The sequence below is a fragment of the Octadecabacter temperatus genome (assembly GCF_001187845.1).
Taxonomy (GTDB): domain Bacteria; phylum Pseudomonadota; class Alphaproteobacteria; order Rhodobacterales; family Rhodobacteraceae; genus Octadecabacter; species Octadecabacter temperatus.
On record NZ_CP012160.1, the window covers coordinates 2,673,917 to 2,690,462 of the forward strand.

Here is a 16,546-nt window from a genome sequence, read left to right on the forward strand (position 1 = left end):
AAATGTACGCCGAACCCATGCCGGAGAAAACCATGCTTGATTCCAAAACTGACCTCAAATCGATGCTCACCCGTCCTGACCTTGTCTGCACCGAAGCTTTTGTTGGCGGCAAATGGGTAAAAGCCAAGTCAGGCAAATCATTTGACGTCACCAACCCCGCGCGTGGCGATGTGATTGCCCAAGTTGCCGACCTCAGCCGCGAAGAAGTCGCAGACGCAATCGAAGCCGCCGACGACGCCCGGCACGCTTGGGCCAAACGGACCGCCAAAGACCGCGGGAGCGTCTTGCGCAAATGGAACGATCTGTTGTTAGCAAACGCAGACGACCTCGCCACGATCATGACCGCAGAACAAGGGAAACCACTCGCCGAAGCACGCGGTGAAGTCGCCTATGGCGCGTCCTTCGTTGAATGGTTCGCGGAAGAAGCCAAACGCGTTTATGGTGAGACAATTCCCGCCCACCAACCCAACCTGCGCATCAGCGTTATCAAGCAACCTATTGGCGTTGCTGCGGGCATTACACCTTGGAATTTCCCCAACGCCATGATCGCCCGCAAAGTTGCGCCTGCATTGGCCGCTGGCTGCGGCTTCGTGGTGCGGCCATCCGAACTCACACCGCTGTCGGCGCTCGCGATGGCTAAACTCGCCCAAGAAGCGGGCCTGCCTGATGGCTTGTTCTCTGTCGTCACGTCGACGGATGCATCCGGAATCGGCAAAGAGTTTTGCGAGAACCACACCGTACGTAAATTGACCTTCACGGGATCCACAAATGTCGGGCGTATCTTACTCAGGCAAGCTGCAGATCAGGTGATGAAATGTTCAATGGAACTGGGTGGCAACGCACCCTTTATTGTATTTGATGACGCCGACATAGACGCCGCAATCCAAGGCGCGATGATCTCCAAGTTCCGCAACAACGGGCAAACCTGCGTCTGCGCCAACCGCATTTACGTTCAGGCGGGTGTCTACGATGAATTCGCTGAAAAGCTGAAAACTGCGGTTGAGGCGCTTAAAGTCGGGGATGGGTTTGGAAGCGGAACCGAACTCGGCCCGCTTATCGGCGACAACGCGGTGAAGAAAGTTCAAGAGCACCTTGATGATGCAACCTCCAAAGGCGGCACCATCACCACCGGCGGCAAGCCCCACGATCTGGGTGGTACGTTCTTTGAGCCGACCATCATCACGAATGCCACCAAAGACATGCTGGTCAGTACCGATGAAACCTTCGGACCCTTCGCTCCACTGTTCAAATTTGAGGACGAAGATGACGTGATTGCACTGGCCAACGACACGATCTTCGGCCTCGCTGCTTATTTCTACGCCAATGATCTGCGCCGTGTCACCAAAGTGGCCGAGGCCCTGGAATACGGCATGGTTGGTGTGAATTCCGGCCTCATCTCCACCGAAGTCGCCCCATTTGGCGGCGTCAAACAATCCGGCTTGGGCCGCGAAGGGTCACACCACGGTATGGATGACTACATGGAAATGAAATACATCTGCATGAGCGTCTAAAAACTGCCTTGCTGCGCATGAAACCATGCGCAGCAAGGTCATGTATGAATGTTACGGCGGCACAGCCATTATGAAATGTGTGAGGATATTGTCCGCCACATAAAACCCGCAATGAAGCCCATAAGAAAGTGTCGCTCCGTTACGCATCGCCAGCATAACGTTCGGTACAACGACACCAAAGCAAATCGCAGCGATTGTATACCGCGCGACGTATAACACCGTGACATTGTTGAAAATCAACGTCAGGTGAAACAGTCCAAACCGGGCTGCCGTCAACAAACCAAGCTGCAACGTTTGCCACCTGAATGCATGGAAGATCAGAACGATTGTCAGGATCAAAACTTGCTGAAAGAGAATTTCGAACGATTTTGGAATGTAACACACCGCATCCGCGAACATGAACTCCGGCGGATCGAGGGGTGCGAGCGTCAGATCAATTTCAGGCAAAGCGGGCAGAACAACGAGAGTAAAACCGGCGATCAAGCCAAGCACAGTTAGGATCGGGACAACGCCGTGAACCGATGGATGCCAACTGCGCAGACGATGCTGGAACAGAAGCACCGCAATGATTGTGAAGCCCAAATAATAAACCGAGTAAACGAACGGTGCATCCTGATACCCGTTAGACAGCCCCAAACCAGCCGATGGGCTCCAGGGACACACGTGTTATAGCCCGCTAGGCGAGGTTTTGGTTGATCAAGGCTTCGATACGGATCGCTTCGCAGATGGCCAGCTTTACATGCCGGAATTCGATGTTTGCGCCGAAATATCATCTACCGAAGCCGGCACAACAGTCGACTTGGCCGAGTGTAACGACGACTCGATGCAAAGCATTGTTTTTTCTGGCGAGGGTACAATCACCCCTGCATCAGCTACAGACATGTGCCTGACACTCGCCGATGACACACGGACGGGGCGCAGCGACACCAACCAGATCAAAGTCCTTTCGCTTGAAACTTGCAGCGAAGATCGCGCTGCGAACCAAACTTGGGGCAACCGCACGGTCGAATAACTTACGCCTGACGATTGAAAAATATGGGCCGCTTTTGGTGCTCTTACCGAAGGCGGCCTTATTGCGTTTTCACAGCTTGGCTTCTGCTTCGCACAGCTTGCACGTACCCCCTCCATCCGCCATTACAGGTCTATGGATTGGATCAAGATCATACATATTCTCAGCGTTATGGGTTGGATGACATCCATTTTCGCCGTCCCCCGTGCGCTCATCTATTGGAAACGCGACTTTGCAAAAACGGGCGTGTTCGGGCCCCTTGGTGACCTAACCTTCCGTCTGTACCGTTTTTCCGCAGGCCTCATGGTCATTGCCTTGCTAACTGGCATCTACCTCGGTGCTGCCGTTTTTGCGTTCGATACATGGGTGATCGTCAAACTCGGCCTCGTGGCTTTGTTGTTCATCCATTACATGATGACAGGTGGCATGGTCATGCGCGCTAAAAAGGGTGAGTTCCGCGAAAGCGACATGTACCTGCGTATCTTTAATGAAATCAGCGTGCTGGGCGTCATCGCGATCCTATGGGTCGTGGTTACCAAACCTTTTTAACTTTTCTTCCAAGGATTGACGTTTCACCCCCGTCATACCCTAGTGATGCGTATGACAGTTAGCGACGAAGACTTGGCCCAAGCAGCGGCAAATGGCGACGGACAGGCTTTTTCTAGCCTGATCGCCCGCCAGTACGACCGCCTGTTTCGCCTTTGTTTTCGGCTAACGGGCTCAAAACACGAAGCTGAAGACCTTACCCAAGACATTTGCGCCGCCCTGCCTGCCAAACTCGCAAGCTACAAACGCCAATCGAAAGTCACCACATGGCTGTACCGCGTGGCCGTTAACGCCTCCCATGATCGTCGCCGCAAACAGGCCACCCATGGTAAAGCGGCAGACGGCTGGGGCGATTGGGAACTGAACCGCCAGGCGGTGATAGAGGAAAACGCTGAACGCGCTGATTGGCTGACCCAAGCCATGCGCCAACTCGCGCCAGACCTGCGCGATACACTGGCCCTCGTACTAGATGATATGACCCATTCCGAAGCTGGCGAAATTCTTGGCGTTTCAGAAGGCACCATTAGCTGGCGTCTTTCAGAAGCTCGAAAACACTTGAAATCCCTTAAGGAAAAGGAGGGCGCAGCATGAGTGACGAATTCAATCTAGACGACCTCAAGTCCGCAATGGACGACGCAATGCCCACACCAAATGCCGCGCGAAAGGCCGAAAATATCGCCCTCGCGACAAAAAACTTCGCCGATCTCCAAGGATCGCGCGACGCCGCCCGTCTCACTACCAGACCAACAAAATGGACTGGAGTAAAAGACATGCTGAAACATCTCACATCTCGTGGCGGATTGACCGTCACCACCGCCATCGTCGCTTGCGGCTTCATGATCGGCACCCCTCAAGGGCGCGATATTTTGAACATCCCGACAACAGCGAAAGTGGCCGCACCGGATACTGTCGCGTTAGGTAGCACCGAAGGCGGACCGGCTACGCCACTCCAAACTGAAGAGCAAAGCAATGACGCCGGCCTTGCCAATATGGCGGAACCGATTTTGGATGTCGTCCCAACAGTGATGGCCGACGAGGTTCAAAGCCGCGTGCGCGCCGAAACACTTCAGCAGCAATCTGCCGATCCTAGCGCCCTCGCCTCCCCTTCACCCGTCGAGAATGCAGACATTTCAGGCATAACATTCTCTGGCACAGCCACTTTGGGTTACAATGATACCGTAATGCCGGAATCTGCAGACGGCTTCTATTCTGACCTCAGTGTCGAACTTTCACCCCGAACGCCCGGCCTTTCCGTTGGTGGTCTTACGGTTGACGATTTGGCTGCCCAACTCCAGCCCGAAGCCGCCACCGAAGCTTTCGCTAACGATGTCCCGAACCCGCTGAAAATCACGTCACACGAGCCAGTTTCCACATTCTCAATTGACGTGGACACCGCCGCCTATTCCCTCGTCCGGTCCTCCCTGACACGCGGCCAGCTTCCACCTGCCGACGCCGTGCGCATCGAAGAACTGATCAACTATTTCCCTTACGGTTACGCTGCACCCGAAGGCCCGCACCCCTTCCAACCGACTGTCAACGTTTTCGAAACGCCGTGGAACGCCGACACGCAATTGGTCCACATTGGCATCCAAGGCGAAATGCCCGCAGTAGAAGACCGCCCGCCGCTGAATCTCGTGTTCTTAATCGACACATCTGGATCAATGGAATCCGCCGACAAACTACCCCTGCTGCGCCAGTCCTTCCGCCTGATGCTCGACAACCTGCGCCCGGAAGATGAAGTCGCAATCGTTACCTATGCGGGCTCAACCTCAATCGCGCTGGAGCCGACCCAAGCGTCTGACCGTACGGCAATCTTGAAAGCCCTAAGTGACCTGCGTGCAGGTGGCTCCACCAACGGCCAAGGCGGGATCGAAGCCGCTTACGCGATGGCCCAGACGATGACTGAGGACGGAGACGTCTCTCGCGTGATCCTTGCCACGGACGGCGATTTCAACGTCGGCCTGTCAGATCCACGGGGTCTTGAAACCTACATCGAAGACAAACGCGACAGTGGCACCTACCTGTCCGTCCTCGGCTTTGGTCGCGGCAATCTGCAAGACGCCACGATGCAGTCCCTAGCCCAAAACGGCAACGGAACGGCGGCTTATATCGACACCTTGTCTGAGGCGCAGAAAGTTCTTGTCGACAATCTGACCGGCGCGTTGTTCCCAATCGCCAATGATGTAAAAATCCAAGTGGAATTCAACCCCGCGACCATCGCCGAATATCGTCTCATCGGCTACGAAACCCGCGCGCTGAACCGTGAGGATTTCAACAACGACGCTGTTGATGCTGGTGAACTTGGCGCGGGCCACACCGTCACGGCGATCTATGAAATCACGCCCGTTGGCTCGCCTGCGCAATTGTCTGATCCACTGCGCTACCAAGCGGCCGAAACAACCAGCACCTCTGACGAGCTCGGCTTCCTGCGCCTGCGGTACAAAGCCCCGGGCGAAGATAATAGCCAGCTGATCGAAACCCCGTTCACCAGCACTGGAACGCCGGGAACTGACGCCTTGTTCGCGGCCTCAATTGCAGGCTTCGGTCAACTTCTTCGGGATAACACCTACCTCAACGATTGGGGCTGGGATGACGCAATCGCGCTGGCCAATGCCAACCGCGGAGACGACCAATTCGGTTATCGTACGGAAGCAGTGCAACTCATGCGTCTCGCGCAGTCGCTGAGCAACTAACGCCGTCATCTTCGCAAAAAACCGCCGGAGGCATCCAACGCTGCCTTCGGCCATCACTGTTACCGAGGCGCACCGCGATCGACGGTCGCATAAAAGTCCCGCAACGACCGGCCTTTCTCAACCTTGAACGGTCCGATTTCTTGCATTCCTTTAATTCGATCCAAACGGAACATCCGGAAGTCATCGCGCAATTCACACCACCCCACGACCGTCCAAACCTTTCCCCAAAACCACAGCCCAAGCGGGCGGATGATACGAAGCGACGTCGCGCCATGCTGGTCCGCGTAATCCAGCTCTAACCGAATACGCCCGTCCGCCGCCGCTTCAATCCGGTCTATTCGCGCACGAATTTCATCCGTCATATTGTGCATTGTAAACGCGTGAACAGGCACCGCCGCAGCCTTCGCGCGGGCTTCATCGGGCAACACCGCCTCGATCTTGACCAGCGCTTCTTCGGCTGCCGCCGCCATGGATGCACCACCCCAGGCACGGATCATTCGCGCTCCGGCGACAAGTGCGACTATTTCTTCTGAATTGAACATAAGCGGCGGCAGGTCGTACCCCGCCCTCATCACATACCCGACGCCAGCCTCGCCCTCGATAGGCACACCAGAGCCGACCAGATCCGCCACGTCGCGGTAAACGGTCCGCTTTGTGACCTCGAGCCGTTCGGCCAACATCTGGGCCGTAAGCAGCCGACCGCCCCGCAGATATTGAACAATCTGGAAAAGGCGGTCGGCTCGTCTCATTAAGCGGCTTTCACTTCGAACATGCCGATGGAGTTGCCATCCAGATCAGTCATGTATTGAAAGCGACCCGGCGGAATGTCGACGATCGGCCCAAGCACCTGTCCTCCAGCTTTGCCCACGCGCTCGGCCGTTGCTTCGAGCGTATCGGTCACAGTCAAATGAACCGTCGTGCCAGAATTTGCCGCAGGCTTACCCGGGTACAAGTGCCCGCCGCCGCCGTTGTCAGCTCCGTTCAGGATAACAATCGGGTTTGGGCCCATGTCGGTCACCAACTGGGACGACCAGCCAAAAGCGGCATCGTAGAACTTGTGGGATGCGTCGAGGTCAGTCACCGGAATTTCGATCCATGCGGTCATTGGTTGTGTTTGGGGTTGGTCAGTCATTTCTCATCTCCTTGAGTTTGTTGATGAGAGCCTTTTGGCACACCCCTGCTGACAGCATACTGTCAGCAGCATGTCAGTTGATCCAAGAAAGATTTTCCTCGGTCCGTCCTACTGGGTGATATTCGCCGCTGATCCACCCTTTATAGTTATTCTTTTTCAGTAGCTTAAAGAAAGTTGGATAGTCGAAATCACCGCCTTCGGGTTCATGTCGATCCGGCACGCCGCCGACCTGAATATGCGCCACTTTATGACGTACCTTGTCCCAAACACCCAAAACGTCGCCCTCGATTCGGGCGGCGTGATAGGCATCAAATTGCAAATGCAGGTTCGGCGCATCGACTTCATCCAACATCTCAAGCGCTAGATCGAAACTGTTCAGGAAATATCCCGGCATGTCGTGGGTATTGATCGGCTCAATCGTCAGGCTTTGCTTTGGCGCAAATGCCGCCGCCCATTTCAGGTTTTCAACGAAACACGCCCGCGCGTCCGGCCCTTCGGCGACGCCCGCCATAATATGTACATGCTCCGCGCCCAGCGCGCCTGCGTAACGGATCGTGCGTCGGAAAGACTGCTGAAACCGCGTTTCTTCACCAACGACCGCTGCGAACCCGCGCGGTCCATCTGGGTCTATGTAGTTAGGGGGTGGGCAGTTTATCAGCGCCAGCGGCATCTTTGCCCGTGCCAACACCGCGCCCAGCTCAGCTGCGTTTACGTCATACGGGAAAAGGATTTCCACACCTTCAAACCCTGCTTTCGCCGCCTCAATCGGACGTTCAAGCACAGGATATTCGGTGAACAGCATCGTCAGGTTTGCACAGAACCGCGACACTAAACGTCTAACTCCGCCTCTGGAATGATCGGAAAAAATTGCCCGCCAGACCTAACGCCAAACCAATCCTCGCCGTCATGATTCGCCGTCTCCCCAATATCGACAAGCCGATAAAACGATTTGCGATCTATCAACGCCTCAAGGTTGCGACGCACCAAAACGTAAGGGCTCGGCTCGCCCGTTTCAGAATCCCGCACCACACGAATTGGGTGGTCAGCCCCCGCCACGGCAAAATCCCCGACATTGGTTTCGAACCGCAAATTATCGCCAACACGTTCAAAATCCACCGCCACGAAAGGTGCATCTTCGACAGTGATTCCTACCTTCTCAACCGGTGTCACCAGAAAATAGTCGTCCCCGTCTTTGCGAATAATCGTCGAAAACAGCTTCACTAGCTCAATCCGCCCTATCGGGGTTCCCAAATAAAACCACGTCCCGTCCCGCGCGATCCGCATATCCAGATCACCGCAAAACGGCGGATTCCACTTCTCAACAGGGGGCAAACCACGTACTTTGGCCGCCGCGCGTGCCGACGATGCGAGACTTTCCGCCGAAACAGTCACCGATCCATCACTTTCGTTTGTTTTCCCCATTGGGCTTGCCTGCGATATCTGTTCAACTATCCCGCGACTATATGCTTCAAAAGAAAGAGAATGCCATGCCTTCCGACGCAGAGCTTGTGACCCAGATCGAAACCCTTGGCGGCAAACTGGCGCAAGCCCGCGCGTCCATCGCCAAACGCTTCATCGGGCAAGACAACGTCGTGGACCTGACGCTAACCTCGCTTCTATGTGGTGGACACGCATTGCTGATCGGTTTGCCCGGTTTGGGAAAGACGATGCTGGTCGACACGCTATCCACGGTAATGGGGCTAAACGGCAACCGGATCCAATTCACGCCTGATCTTATGCCTGCTGATATCCTCGGTTCCGAAGTTCTGGAGACCGCTGCTGATGGCACCCGTGATTTCCGCTTCATCGAAGGCCCTGTGTTCTGTCAGCTTCTGATGGCTGATGAAATCAACCGCGCCTCGCCGCGAACCCAGTCCGCACTGCTGCAAGCGATGCAGGAAAAGGAAGTCACCATCGCGGGCGAACACCGCGCGTTAGGAACGCCTTTCCATGTCCTCGCGACGCAAAACCCAATTGAGCAAGAAGGCACCTACCCGTTACCAGAAGCGCAACTTGACCGTTTCCTTGTCCAGATCGACGTGCCCTACCCAGACCGCGAAACCGAACGCGATATTCTGATCGCAACGACAGGTGTTGCTGAAGGTGAGGCCAGCGCCGTCTTCACAGCCGACGAACTCCTCGAAGCACAGACCTTGCTGCGCCGTATGCCAGTGGGTGATGCGATTGTGGAAATGATCCTCGACCTCGTCCGTGCCTGCCGTCCAGATGATGAAACAGCACCCGACTTGGTTAAAGACACCGTCAGCTGGGGGCCCGGTCCGCGTGCTGCACAAGCTTTGATGCTGACAGTTCGCGCCAACGCATTGCTTGACGGGCGCCTTGTTCCGTCCGCCGAAGACGTGCGTGCTATGGCTGCCCCTGTGTTGACGCACCGTATGGCGCTTTCCTTCGCGGCCCGCGCCCGCGGCGAAAGCCTCGCCAACGTGATCGACCAAGTCGCGACCCAAATCACAAGCGTTTCTAAAGCCGCATGAGCGATGCGCCCCTCTCTCTAAGGTCACGTGCCGAAAGCCTCGCCGCGCCGTTTCCGCCCCTGTTGGCCGAAGCAGAACACCTCGCCGCGACTGTGATGGTGGGCGATCATGGCCGCAGACGTGCAGGTGTTGGCGATACCTTCTGGCAGTACCGGCCAGCGCAAAACCACGACGAAATGCGTGCCATTGATTGGCGTCGCTCGGCACGGTCTGACGCCCAGTTCGTGCAGGACAAAGAATGGCAGATCGCACAATCCATCCTTCTTTGGGTCGATCAATCTGCATCGATGTCTTTCACCTCGCTCAAAGACGGCACAACCAAAGCGGATCGCGCACGCGCCCTCGCGCTAGCCACTGCAATTCTACTTCTGCGCGGCGGCGAACGTGTTGGGTTAACAGGTAATCTTCTCCCCCCACGGCGCGGCGAAACCCAAGTCACCCAAATGGCCGCGCTCTTGTCGGAAGACCACTCCGACGACTTCGGCACGCCAAACGCGGACGGCATGCTCCCCCATTCTCGCGCCCTGTTTGTCTCTGACTTTATGGGCGACCTCGAAGGCATAGAAACCGCAATGCAAAAAGCCGCCGAACGCGATGTGCGCGGCGCGCTTGTGCAAATCCTCGACCCGACCGAGGAAGCCTTTCCCTTCGATGGGCGCACTATTTTTGAGTCCATGTCCGGCACGCTGAGCCACGAAACTCTCAAAGCACGCGACCTAAAATCGCGCTACTTAGATCGCCTCGCTGAGCGCAAGGATCGCCTGTCCCAACTCGCCCGCGCGACTGGTTGGCAATTTCACACCCATCACACCGATAGTTCCGCGACTTCTGCCTTGCTCTGGACTTTCACCGCACTGGAACGCCGCGCATGAACCGTATTTGCTTTTGTTTCACAAATATTCCTAGGAGTCCGCAGGACGGGGCAGCGCCCCAGCAACGGTGGACTAAATCATGCTGAGCATCGGCCCCATCGCCTTCGCCACCCCGTGGCTGCTCCTCGGATTGCTCATCTTGCCAATTTTGTGGCTACTGCTTCGTGCGGTGCCACCCGCACCAATTCACCGCCGCTTTCCTGGTGTCGCGCTATTGCTTGGTCTTTCCGACGACAGCACACAAACAGATCGAACCCCTTGGTGGCTCCTACTTCTGCGCCTTCTCGCCGTTGCCGCGATCATTACTGCCTTCGCTGGTCCTGTGTTGAATCCGAAAGACGAAACACCGGGCTCGGGCCCATTGTTGGTCCTTGTTGACGGAACTTGGGCCGACGCCCGCGACTGGCCACGCCGCGTTGACCGGATTGATGCTGCTTTGGCTGAGGCCGCCCGCGATGGCCGCACCGCGGCTCTCGTAACCCTCACAGATTTGCCGCCAGAAGCACCCGTGTTCCAAGATGCGCAAGCCGTTGGGCAACGGATTGCAGCGCTCACGCCGCACCCGTTTGAGCCGAATGAAGAAGCGGTTATGGAATGGGCTAAAACCCTGACCGGATCCTTCGACACATTCTGGATGTCAGACGGCCTCGCACGTGACGGCCGCGAAACCTTGCTCTCCGTGCTTGAAACCCATGGAACAGTCACCGCGTTTGAATCGCCTCGCCCCATCTTTGGGCTGCGCGCCGCACAGGTTGTTGACGGCGACGTTTCCGTAACAGTCCTGCGTGCGGCAAGTGGCGTTGGCTCGCAAACCAGTGTTGCCGCAATCGGCCTTGATCCGGCGGGCATCGAACGCCAGCTTGCAACCGCACCTGCGAGCTTTGAGGCCGGCAGTACAGAAACGACTGCAACTTTCGATCTTCCCCCCGAGTTACGCAACCGCGTGACCCGTTTTGAAATTCGTGGCGTACGCTCAGCTGGTGCGGTCACCCTAACGGATGACGCGTTGAAACGTCGCGAAGTTGCCTTGTTGGCTGGTGCAAGCGAGCGTGAAGCGCTGGAACTGCTTTCCCCGCTTCACTACCTAGAACGGGCACTTATCCCAACGGCAGACCTGATTGAAGGCTCGCTCGAAGACGTCCTTCTTGCCAATCCTGATGTGATCATTCTTGCTGATGTGGCGACGATGACAGCCATTGAAACTGACACTATGATCGAGTGGGTTGAGAACGGCGGCTTGCTGGTCCGCTTCGCAGGTCCACGCCTTGCCGCGTCCGACATTAGCCGCATTGACGAAGACCCGTTGATGCCCGTCCGCCTGCGCGTTGGCGGACGCTCCATTGGTGGAGCGATGTCATGGGGAGAACCCAAAGAGCTTGCGCCGTTCCCAGACACCAGCCCGTTCTTTGGCCTGCCAATCCCGAACGATGTGGCGATCACCGCCCAAGTTATGGCGCAACCGGACCCGACATTGGCTAGCCGCGTTATTGCGCAGTTGGCGGATGGTACCCCGCTTGTGACACGCAAACTTACTGGCGAAGGATCAATTGTGTTGTTCCACGTCACAGCCAATGCAGAATGGTCGACGCTGCCGATTTCTGGGTTGTTTGTGCAAATGCTGGAACGTCTCGCCGTGTCCACACGTCCCGCCGCGCCGACGGCTGACGATCTAACAGGAACAATATGGATGCCCGAAGACGTATTAAATGCCTTTGGCGAACTTGATCGCGCCGACACATTGTCCGGCGTTGCGGGAGAAGACCTTGCGACGGCACGCCCGACTGCAGCGATGTTACCCGGCCTTTATGCTGGCGAAGACCGTCGCATCGCAGTGAATGCAATTGGTCGCGAAGGAACACTCACGGCGGCAACTTGGCCTGCGCGTATCGCTGTTGAAGGGCTTGATGTGGTCCGTGAAACGCTGCTGAAGGGATGGCTTTTGGCTGCGGCGCTTGTTCTGCTGACCATCGACATCATTGCGTCATTGGCTTTGTCTGGTCGATTGCGTGGCCCGCGTGCAAGTGCTGCGGCGACGGTTTTGGTTGCTTTGCTTTTCGCTCCGCAAAACGTGCGCGCGCAAGAGGACAGTTTCGCAATCACGTCGACTGCTGACGTCGTATTGGCCTATGTCATCACAGGTGACACCCGCGTTGATGAGATGTCGGATGCTGGGCTTTACGGGCTGTCCAACACGCTATTCCAACGCACCTCAATTGAGCCGTCCTTTCCGGTAGGCATTGACCTTGAAACCGACGAGCTGGCGTTCTTCCCGTTCATCTACTGGCCCATAACTGCCGATCAGCAATTGCCGACCCGAGAGGCATACACCAAGCTGAACCGCTATCTTCGTTCGGGCGGAATGATCCTGTTTGATACGCGCGATGCAGACCTTGCGCGTTTCGGCTCGTCCTCGCCCGCAGGACGCAAGCTACAAGCGATTGCACGTGGTCTAGATATTCCGGCGCTGGAACCCATCCCGCAAGACCATGTGCTGACGCGCACGTTCTATTTGCTCCAAGATTTTCCGGGCCGTCACCCTGGCCGTGATGTTTGGGTTGAGGCCGCCCCTGCGGACGCTGAACTGTCTGAAGGCATGCCGTTTCGTGACCTGAATGATGGCGTCACACCAGTTGTGATTGGCGGGAATGATTGGGCGGCGGCATGGGCCACGGACCAGCTTGGCAATCCACTTGTTCCGATTGGGCGTGGGCAAGCGGGCAATCGGCAACGTGAAATTGCGCTGCGCTTTGGTGTGAACCTGATCATGCATGTGTTGACGGGTAACTATAAGTCGGATCAGGTCCACGTGCCTTCCCTGCTGGATCGGTTGGGGCAATGATGATGCGGAATTTAACGAAGAAGGGTGGCGCGCATGATTGGTAATGTCATTCTCGACCCATTGGTTCCGCTTGTTGTGCTTTATGGTCTTGCCGCGTTAGTGGCAGTCGGACTGCTGATTGCGGTTTGGCGCAGGTTGCTTGGTTGGGCGTTGCGCGCGCTAGCGGCGATTGTAATTCTAGGTGCAATTGCAAACCCGTCCTTACAACGCGAAGACCGTGCGCAACTGGCTGATATTGTCATCGCCGTTGTCGATGAAAGCGCAAGCCAACGCATTTCTGATCGTCCTGCGCAATCGGCTGAAGCATTGGCAAACCTGCAGGCCGAAGTCACCCGTCGCCCGAACACCGAACTTCGGGTTTTGACGTTGGGCGATGGTGTCGATGATGCGGGCACCGAGCTGATGACCGCATTGTCCGAGGCACTGGCGGAAGAACCACAAGCGCGGGTCGCGGGTATGGTTCTGATTACGGACGGTCGCGCACATGATTTGCCAGCTGCCCCGGTTGCACTGCCCGCGCCACTGCATGTTCTTCTGACAGGGTATGAAGACGATTGGGATCGTCGTCTTGTGGTGAAGAACGCGCCCGCATTTGCGATTTTGGGCGAACCTGTGACACTGACCCTGCGCGTTGAAGACCAAGGTGCCGCACCTGATGCTGATTTCGTCGACCTGACGATTGCGATTGATGGCGGAGCGCCATTGGCGTTTCAGGTACCCGTGAACCAAGACGTTGAGCTGCCAATCGATCTACCCCACGGCGGCATGAATGTGATGCAGTTCGCAACCCCCAGCGTTGAGGGTGAGCTGACAGATCGCAACAACGAAGCCGTTGTACAAATCAACGGTGTGCGAGATCGTTTGCGTGTGCTTTTGGTCAGCGGGGAACCCCATGCGGGGGAACGGACGTGGCGCAACTTGCTCAAATCCGACAGCTCCGTTGATCTGGTGCACTTCACCATTCTGCGCCCACCGGAAAAGCAAGACGGCGTGCCTGTGAACGAATTGTCGTTGATCGCCTTCCCAACGCGCGAGCTGTTCTTGGAGAAGATTGATGAGTTCGACCTCATCATTTTTGATCGCTACAAACGACGGGGTATCCTTCCGTCTGCTTATTTCGAAAGCATTGCGACCTACGTTCAAGAGGGTGGTGCGGTGTTGATTTCGGCTGGTCCGGATTATGCCAGCGCCGATAGCATCTATCGCTCACCACTTGGCGAAGTTCTACCGGGTCGCCCTACGGCACGGGTCTATGAAGAAGGCTTTACACCGATGATTACGGACCTTGGTCAACGCCATCCAGTGACTGAGGGCCTTGAGGCATTTGCCCCAAATGCAGGCGAGGACGGGGTGCCAGGTTGGGGTCGTTGGCTTCGCCAGATCGAGGTTTTACCGTCTGAGGATTCCACCGTCATTATGTCTGGCATCAATACGCAACCTTTGTTGATGTTAGAACGTATCGGCGAAGGGCGCGTGGCGTTGATGGCGTCCGATCATGCTTGGCTTTGGGACCGTGGTTTTGAAGGTGGTGGGCCGCAATTGGAATTGCTGCGCCGCCTCGCCCACTGGATGATGAAAGAACCCGAACTTGAAGAAGAAGCCCTTTGGATCGAACCCAATGGGCTTAACATGCGGATCATTCGCCGCACGTTGAACGAAGAAACGGGCGACATCACGATCATTCATCCTGATGGGACTGAAACAATCGTGACTTTGGAAGAAGTATCACCAGGGCGCTACGAACTGCTTTGGGAAGCGCCTGAAGTTGGGCTGTACCGTTTACGTGACGGAGATATCGAAACAGTCGTAGCACTAGGGCCCGCCGCACCGCGTGAGTTTGAACAGACAATTGCCAGTGGTGAAGTGTTGGCCGACCTCGTCGCATCAACAAATGGCGGCATTATTACGATTCCAGACGGGCAGCCTTCCCTACGCGATGTACGTGCAGGGCGCGTTGCTTTTGGGCGCGGTTGGATCGGGGTAACTCCACGGGACGCTTACCGGACCGCAGATGTCAGTGTTACACCGCTAATGCCGGCGTGGCTGGCATTGCTATTGGCGGGCATGCTGGTGATTGGCGCGTGGCTGCGTGAAGGTCGCAGATGATCGAGTTCGTCCAATCCCTTGGCGCAATTGGTTATGTTGTGCTGGGCGTCGTCATTCTAGCGCTTTGGAATATTCGAAAGCTCATCACGATGCGTTCGCCGCTAGATTCTCAGCAACATAAGAACTGGCGCGCGACGGGTGGCACGACCCCTCCCGATCATTTGCAGAACCAAAAAGACAAAAGAGCCAAATAGGGTTCTGCTCTATGGAAGTACGAAGGGTGTCGTATCGTCAGCCCAACCATCAACATTGTCAGACGTGCGCACAAAGACTTCGGTCACACCGTCAGGAACCGCAATCTGATCGGACCGTGTAAATGGCTGTTCGTTCACATGCGGGTGCGCGAGAACACGCGTGCCAAGGATCGTACCGTCGGCCAATTCTATGCGCCAACCGTCCGCGTAATGCTCCCATCCGGTGTCGGGATGCGACAAGGTCACATCAAAGCGGCCATTGCTAAAAGCCACAGCTTCGACAACCGCAGTGTCTGCAAACGCGGGTGAAACTGTTAGCAAAAGAAGTGCTAATTTTTTCATATCTGCAAAGTACAACACTTCACCGCCATTCCCAATCACACTTTGGTGTCGGGAATATCGTTTAAGATAATTTCGCGCGGTATCGATGTGAACTCGCGAGACCAGACAAGAAATCCGATCGCCAGACACGCCGCAAGAAGCGCCCATGCGCCAGCGATCCACGCAACTGCCCCCAGTGCAAAGTACATAGACCGAAGCCCACGGTTAAAATTCATTGCTGCGCGGATGTTCAGTTCCGCTGCTTTGCGTGCCAATGGAACGGCTTGCGGGTCAGCAGGGTCATTTGGAACCGCGCCCATCATCACCGAGCAATACCCAAACACACGGTTTGCCCAGACGAATTTCAGGAATGCATTGCCCAAAAGAACAAGCACCAATAGCAGTTTTGTTTGAAGCTCCATTGCAGGGGTTTCCAAATGACCGATCTGCATGGTGACGTTCTGTAAAGGGTCTACATTGCCGATCAAGGCCAACAGCCCCCCCATAGCCAGCAATGAAGTCGAGGCGAAAAAGGACGTGCCTTGGCGCAGGCTCGTCATCATTTGCGCGTCAAAAATTCTAGGCTGGCGCGTGATCATAACCAGCATCCACTTTCGCCGGTATTCCGACATCAAAACGGTCACCGAAGGGTGCTTTGCGGTGGGGTGTTCGATCCACCAGCTGATACCTTGCCAGACGGCAACGAAAATCAGCAACGCAATGATATCTAGCCCGTTCAGGCTGCCTAAATTTGTGATAGTTTCCATGTTCGGACCCTAGCTGGATTTAACGCCATAGACACGACTTCAAATTGGTTATATTTATTTA

The 16,546-nt window shown here is 56.0% G+C and carries 17 protein-coding genes; 10 read left to right on the top strand and 7 right to left on the bottom strand.

Features of this window, described 5'->3' with window-relative positions:
* Positions 1–32: 32 nt before the first annotated feature.
* Entirely contained in the window at positions 33–1,511 is a 1,479-nt protein-coding gene (locus OSB_RS13390) for an NAD-dependent succinate-semialdehyde dehydrogenase (RefSeq protein WP_049836173.1), read from the top strand.
* Positions 1,512–1,562: 51 nt separating this feature from the next.
* Here the strand turns inward: OSB_RS13390 and OSB_RS13395 are convergent, their stop codons facing one another.
* Positions 1,563–2,174 (bottom strand): hypothetical protein, encoded by a 612-nt coding sequence (locus OSB_RS13395; protein ID WP_143831356.1) that lies wholly within the window; start codon positions 2,172–2,174, stop codon positions 1,563–1,565.
* A gap of 25 nt (positions 2,175–2,199) precedes the next feature.
* On the opposite strand from OSB_RS13395, the gene OSB_RS13400 reads away from it, so the two are divergent.
* The 4 genes from OSB_RS13400 (at position 2,200) to OSB_RS13415 (ending at position 5,759) form a co-directional block, all read left to right on the top strand.
* Positions 2,200–2,523 carry a ricin-type beta-trefoil lectin domain protein gene (locus OSB_RS13400; protein WP_049835470.1) on the top strand — a complete coding sequence of 108 codons (324 nt, stop codon included), beginning with the start codon at positions 2,200–2,202 and terminating at the stop codon, positions 2,521–2,523.
* 132 nt (positions 2,524–2,655) lie between these two features.
* Complete coding sequence (locus OSB_RS13405; RefSeq protein ID WP_049835471.1) at positions 2,656–3,069, top strand: CopD family protein; 414 nt, start codon at positions 2,656–2,658, stop codon at positions 3,067–3,069.
* Between the two features lie 51 nt (positions 3,070–3,120).
* On the top strand, positions 3,121–3,657 hold the full coding sequence (locus tag OSB_RS13410) for an RNA polymerase sigma factor (RefSeq protein ID WP_049836174.1): 537 nt from the start codon (positions 3,121–3,123) through the stop codon (positions 3,655–3,657).
* Complete coding sequence (locus tag OSB_RS13415) at positions 3,654–5,759, top strand: vWA domain-containing protein (RefSeq protein ID WP_049835472.1); 2,106 nt, start codon at positions 3,654–3,656, stop codon at positions 5,757–5,759. Before OSB_RS13410 ends, OSB_RS13415 begins: the two co-directional genes overlap by 4 nt.
* 59 nt (positions 5,760–5,818) lie before the next feature.
* Here the strand turns inward: OSB_RS13415 and OSB_RS13420 are convergent, their stop codons facing one another.
* The 4 genes from OSB_RS13420 to OSB_RS13435 form a co-directional block, all read right to left on the bottom strand.
* Positions 5,819–6,508: a helix-turn-helix transcriptional regulator gene (locus OSB_RS13420; protein ID WP_049835473.1), complete on the bottom strand. Its 690-nt coding sequence runs from the start codon at positions 6,506–6,508 to the stop codon at positions 5,819–5,821.
* Positions 6,508–6,891, bottom strand: coding sequence for a VOC family protein (locus OSB_RS13425; RefSeq protein ID WP_049835474.1), 384 nt, complete (start codon positions 6,889–6,891; stop codon positions 6,508–6,510). Before OSB_RS13425 ends, OSB_RS13420 begins: the two co-directional genes overlap by 1 nt.
* 73 nt (positions 6,892–6,964) lie before the next feature.
* A complete protein-coding gene (locus OSB_RS13430) occupies positions 6,965–7,693 on the bottom strand; it encodes a hydroxypyruvate isomerase family protein (RefSeq protein ID WP_327196186.1) in 729 nt (242 codons plus the stop codon).
* A 26-nt stretch (positions 7,694–7,719) separates the two neighbouring features.
* Positions 7,720–8,313: a DUF1285 domain-containing protein gene (locus tag OSB_RS13435; RefSeq protein ID WP_049835476.1), complete on the bottom strand. Its 594-nt coding sequence runs from the start codon at positions 8,311–8,313 to the stop codon at positions 7,720–7,722.
* A 65-nt stretch (positions 8,314–8,378) separates the two neighbouring features.
* On the opposite strand from OSB_RS13435, the gene OSB_RS13440 reads away from it, so the two are divergent.
* The 5 genes from OSB_RS13440 to OSB_RS13460 all read left to right on the top strand — a co-directional run bounded on the left by OSB_RS13440 (position 8,379) and on the right by OSB_RS13460 (position 15,397).
* Positions 8,379–9,386, top strand: coding sequence for an AAA family ATPase (locus tag OSB_RS13440; protein ID WP_049835477.1), 1,008 nt, complete (start codon positions 8,379–8,381; stop codon positions 9,384–9,386).
* Positions 9,383–10,258, top strand: a complete 876-nt coding sequence (locus OSB_RS13445; RefSeq protein WP_049835478.1) for a DUF58 domain-containing protein — start codon at positions 9,383–9,385, stop codon at positions 10,256–10,258. The genes OSB_RS13440 and OSB_RS13445 overlap by 4 nt, the downstream gene beginning before the upstream one ends.
* A gap of 79 nt (positions 10,259–10,337) precedes the next feature.
* Positions 10,338–13,097 carry a DUF4159 domain-containing protein gene (locus OSB_RS13450; protein WP_049835479.1) on the top strand — a complete coding sequence of 920 codons (2,760 nt, stop codon included), beginning with the start codon at positions 10,338–10,340 and terminating at the stop codon, positions 13,095–13,097.
* Between the two features lie 33 nt (positions 13,098–13,130).
* Positions 13,131–15,203: a hypothetical protein gene (locus tag OSB_RS13455; protein WP_049835480.1), complete on the top strand. Its 2,073-nt coding sequence runs from the start codon at positions 13,131–13,133 to the stop codon at positions 15,201–15,203.
* Positions 15,200–15,397, top strand: coding sequence for a hypothetical protein (locus OSB_RS13460; RefSeq protein WP_049835481.1), 198 nt, complete (start codon positions 15,200–15,202; stop codon positions 15,395–15,397). The genes OSB_RS13455 and OSB_RS13460 overlap by 4 nt, the downstream gene beginning before the upstream one ends.
* 9 nt (positions 15,398–15,406) lie before the next feature.
* On the opposite strand, the gene OSB_RS13465 is transcribed toward OSB_RS13460, so the two are convergent.
* Entirely contained in the window at positions 15,407–15,739 is a 333-nt protein-coding gene (locus OSB_RS13465) for a hypothetical protein (RefSeq protein WP_049836175.1), read from the bottom strand.
* A 35-nt stretch (positions 15,740–15,774) separates the two neighbouring features.
* Positions 15,775–16,485: a DUF599 domain-containing protein gene (locus OSB_RS13470; protein WP_049835482.1), complete on the bottom strand. Its 711-nt coding sequence runs from the start codon at positions 16,483–16,485 to the stop codon at positions 15,775–15,777.
* Positions 16,486–16,546 lie beyond the last annotated feature (61 nt).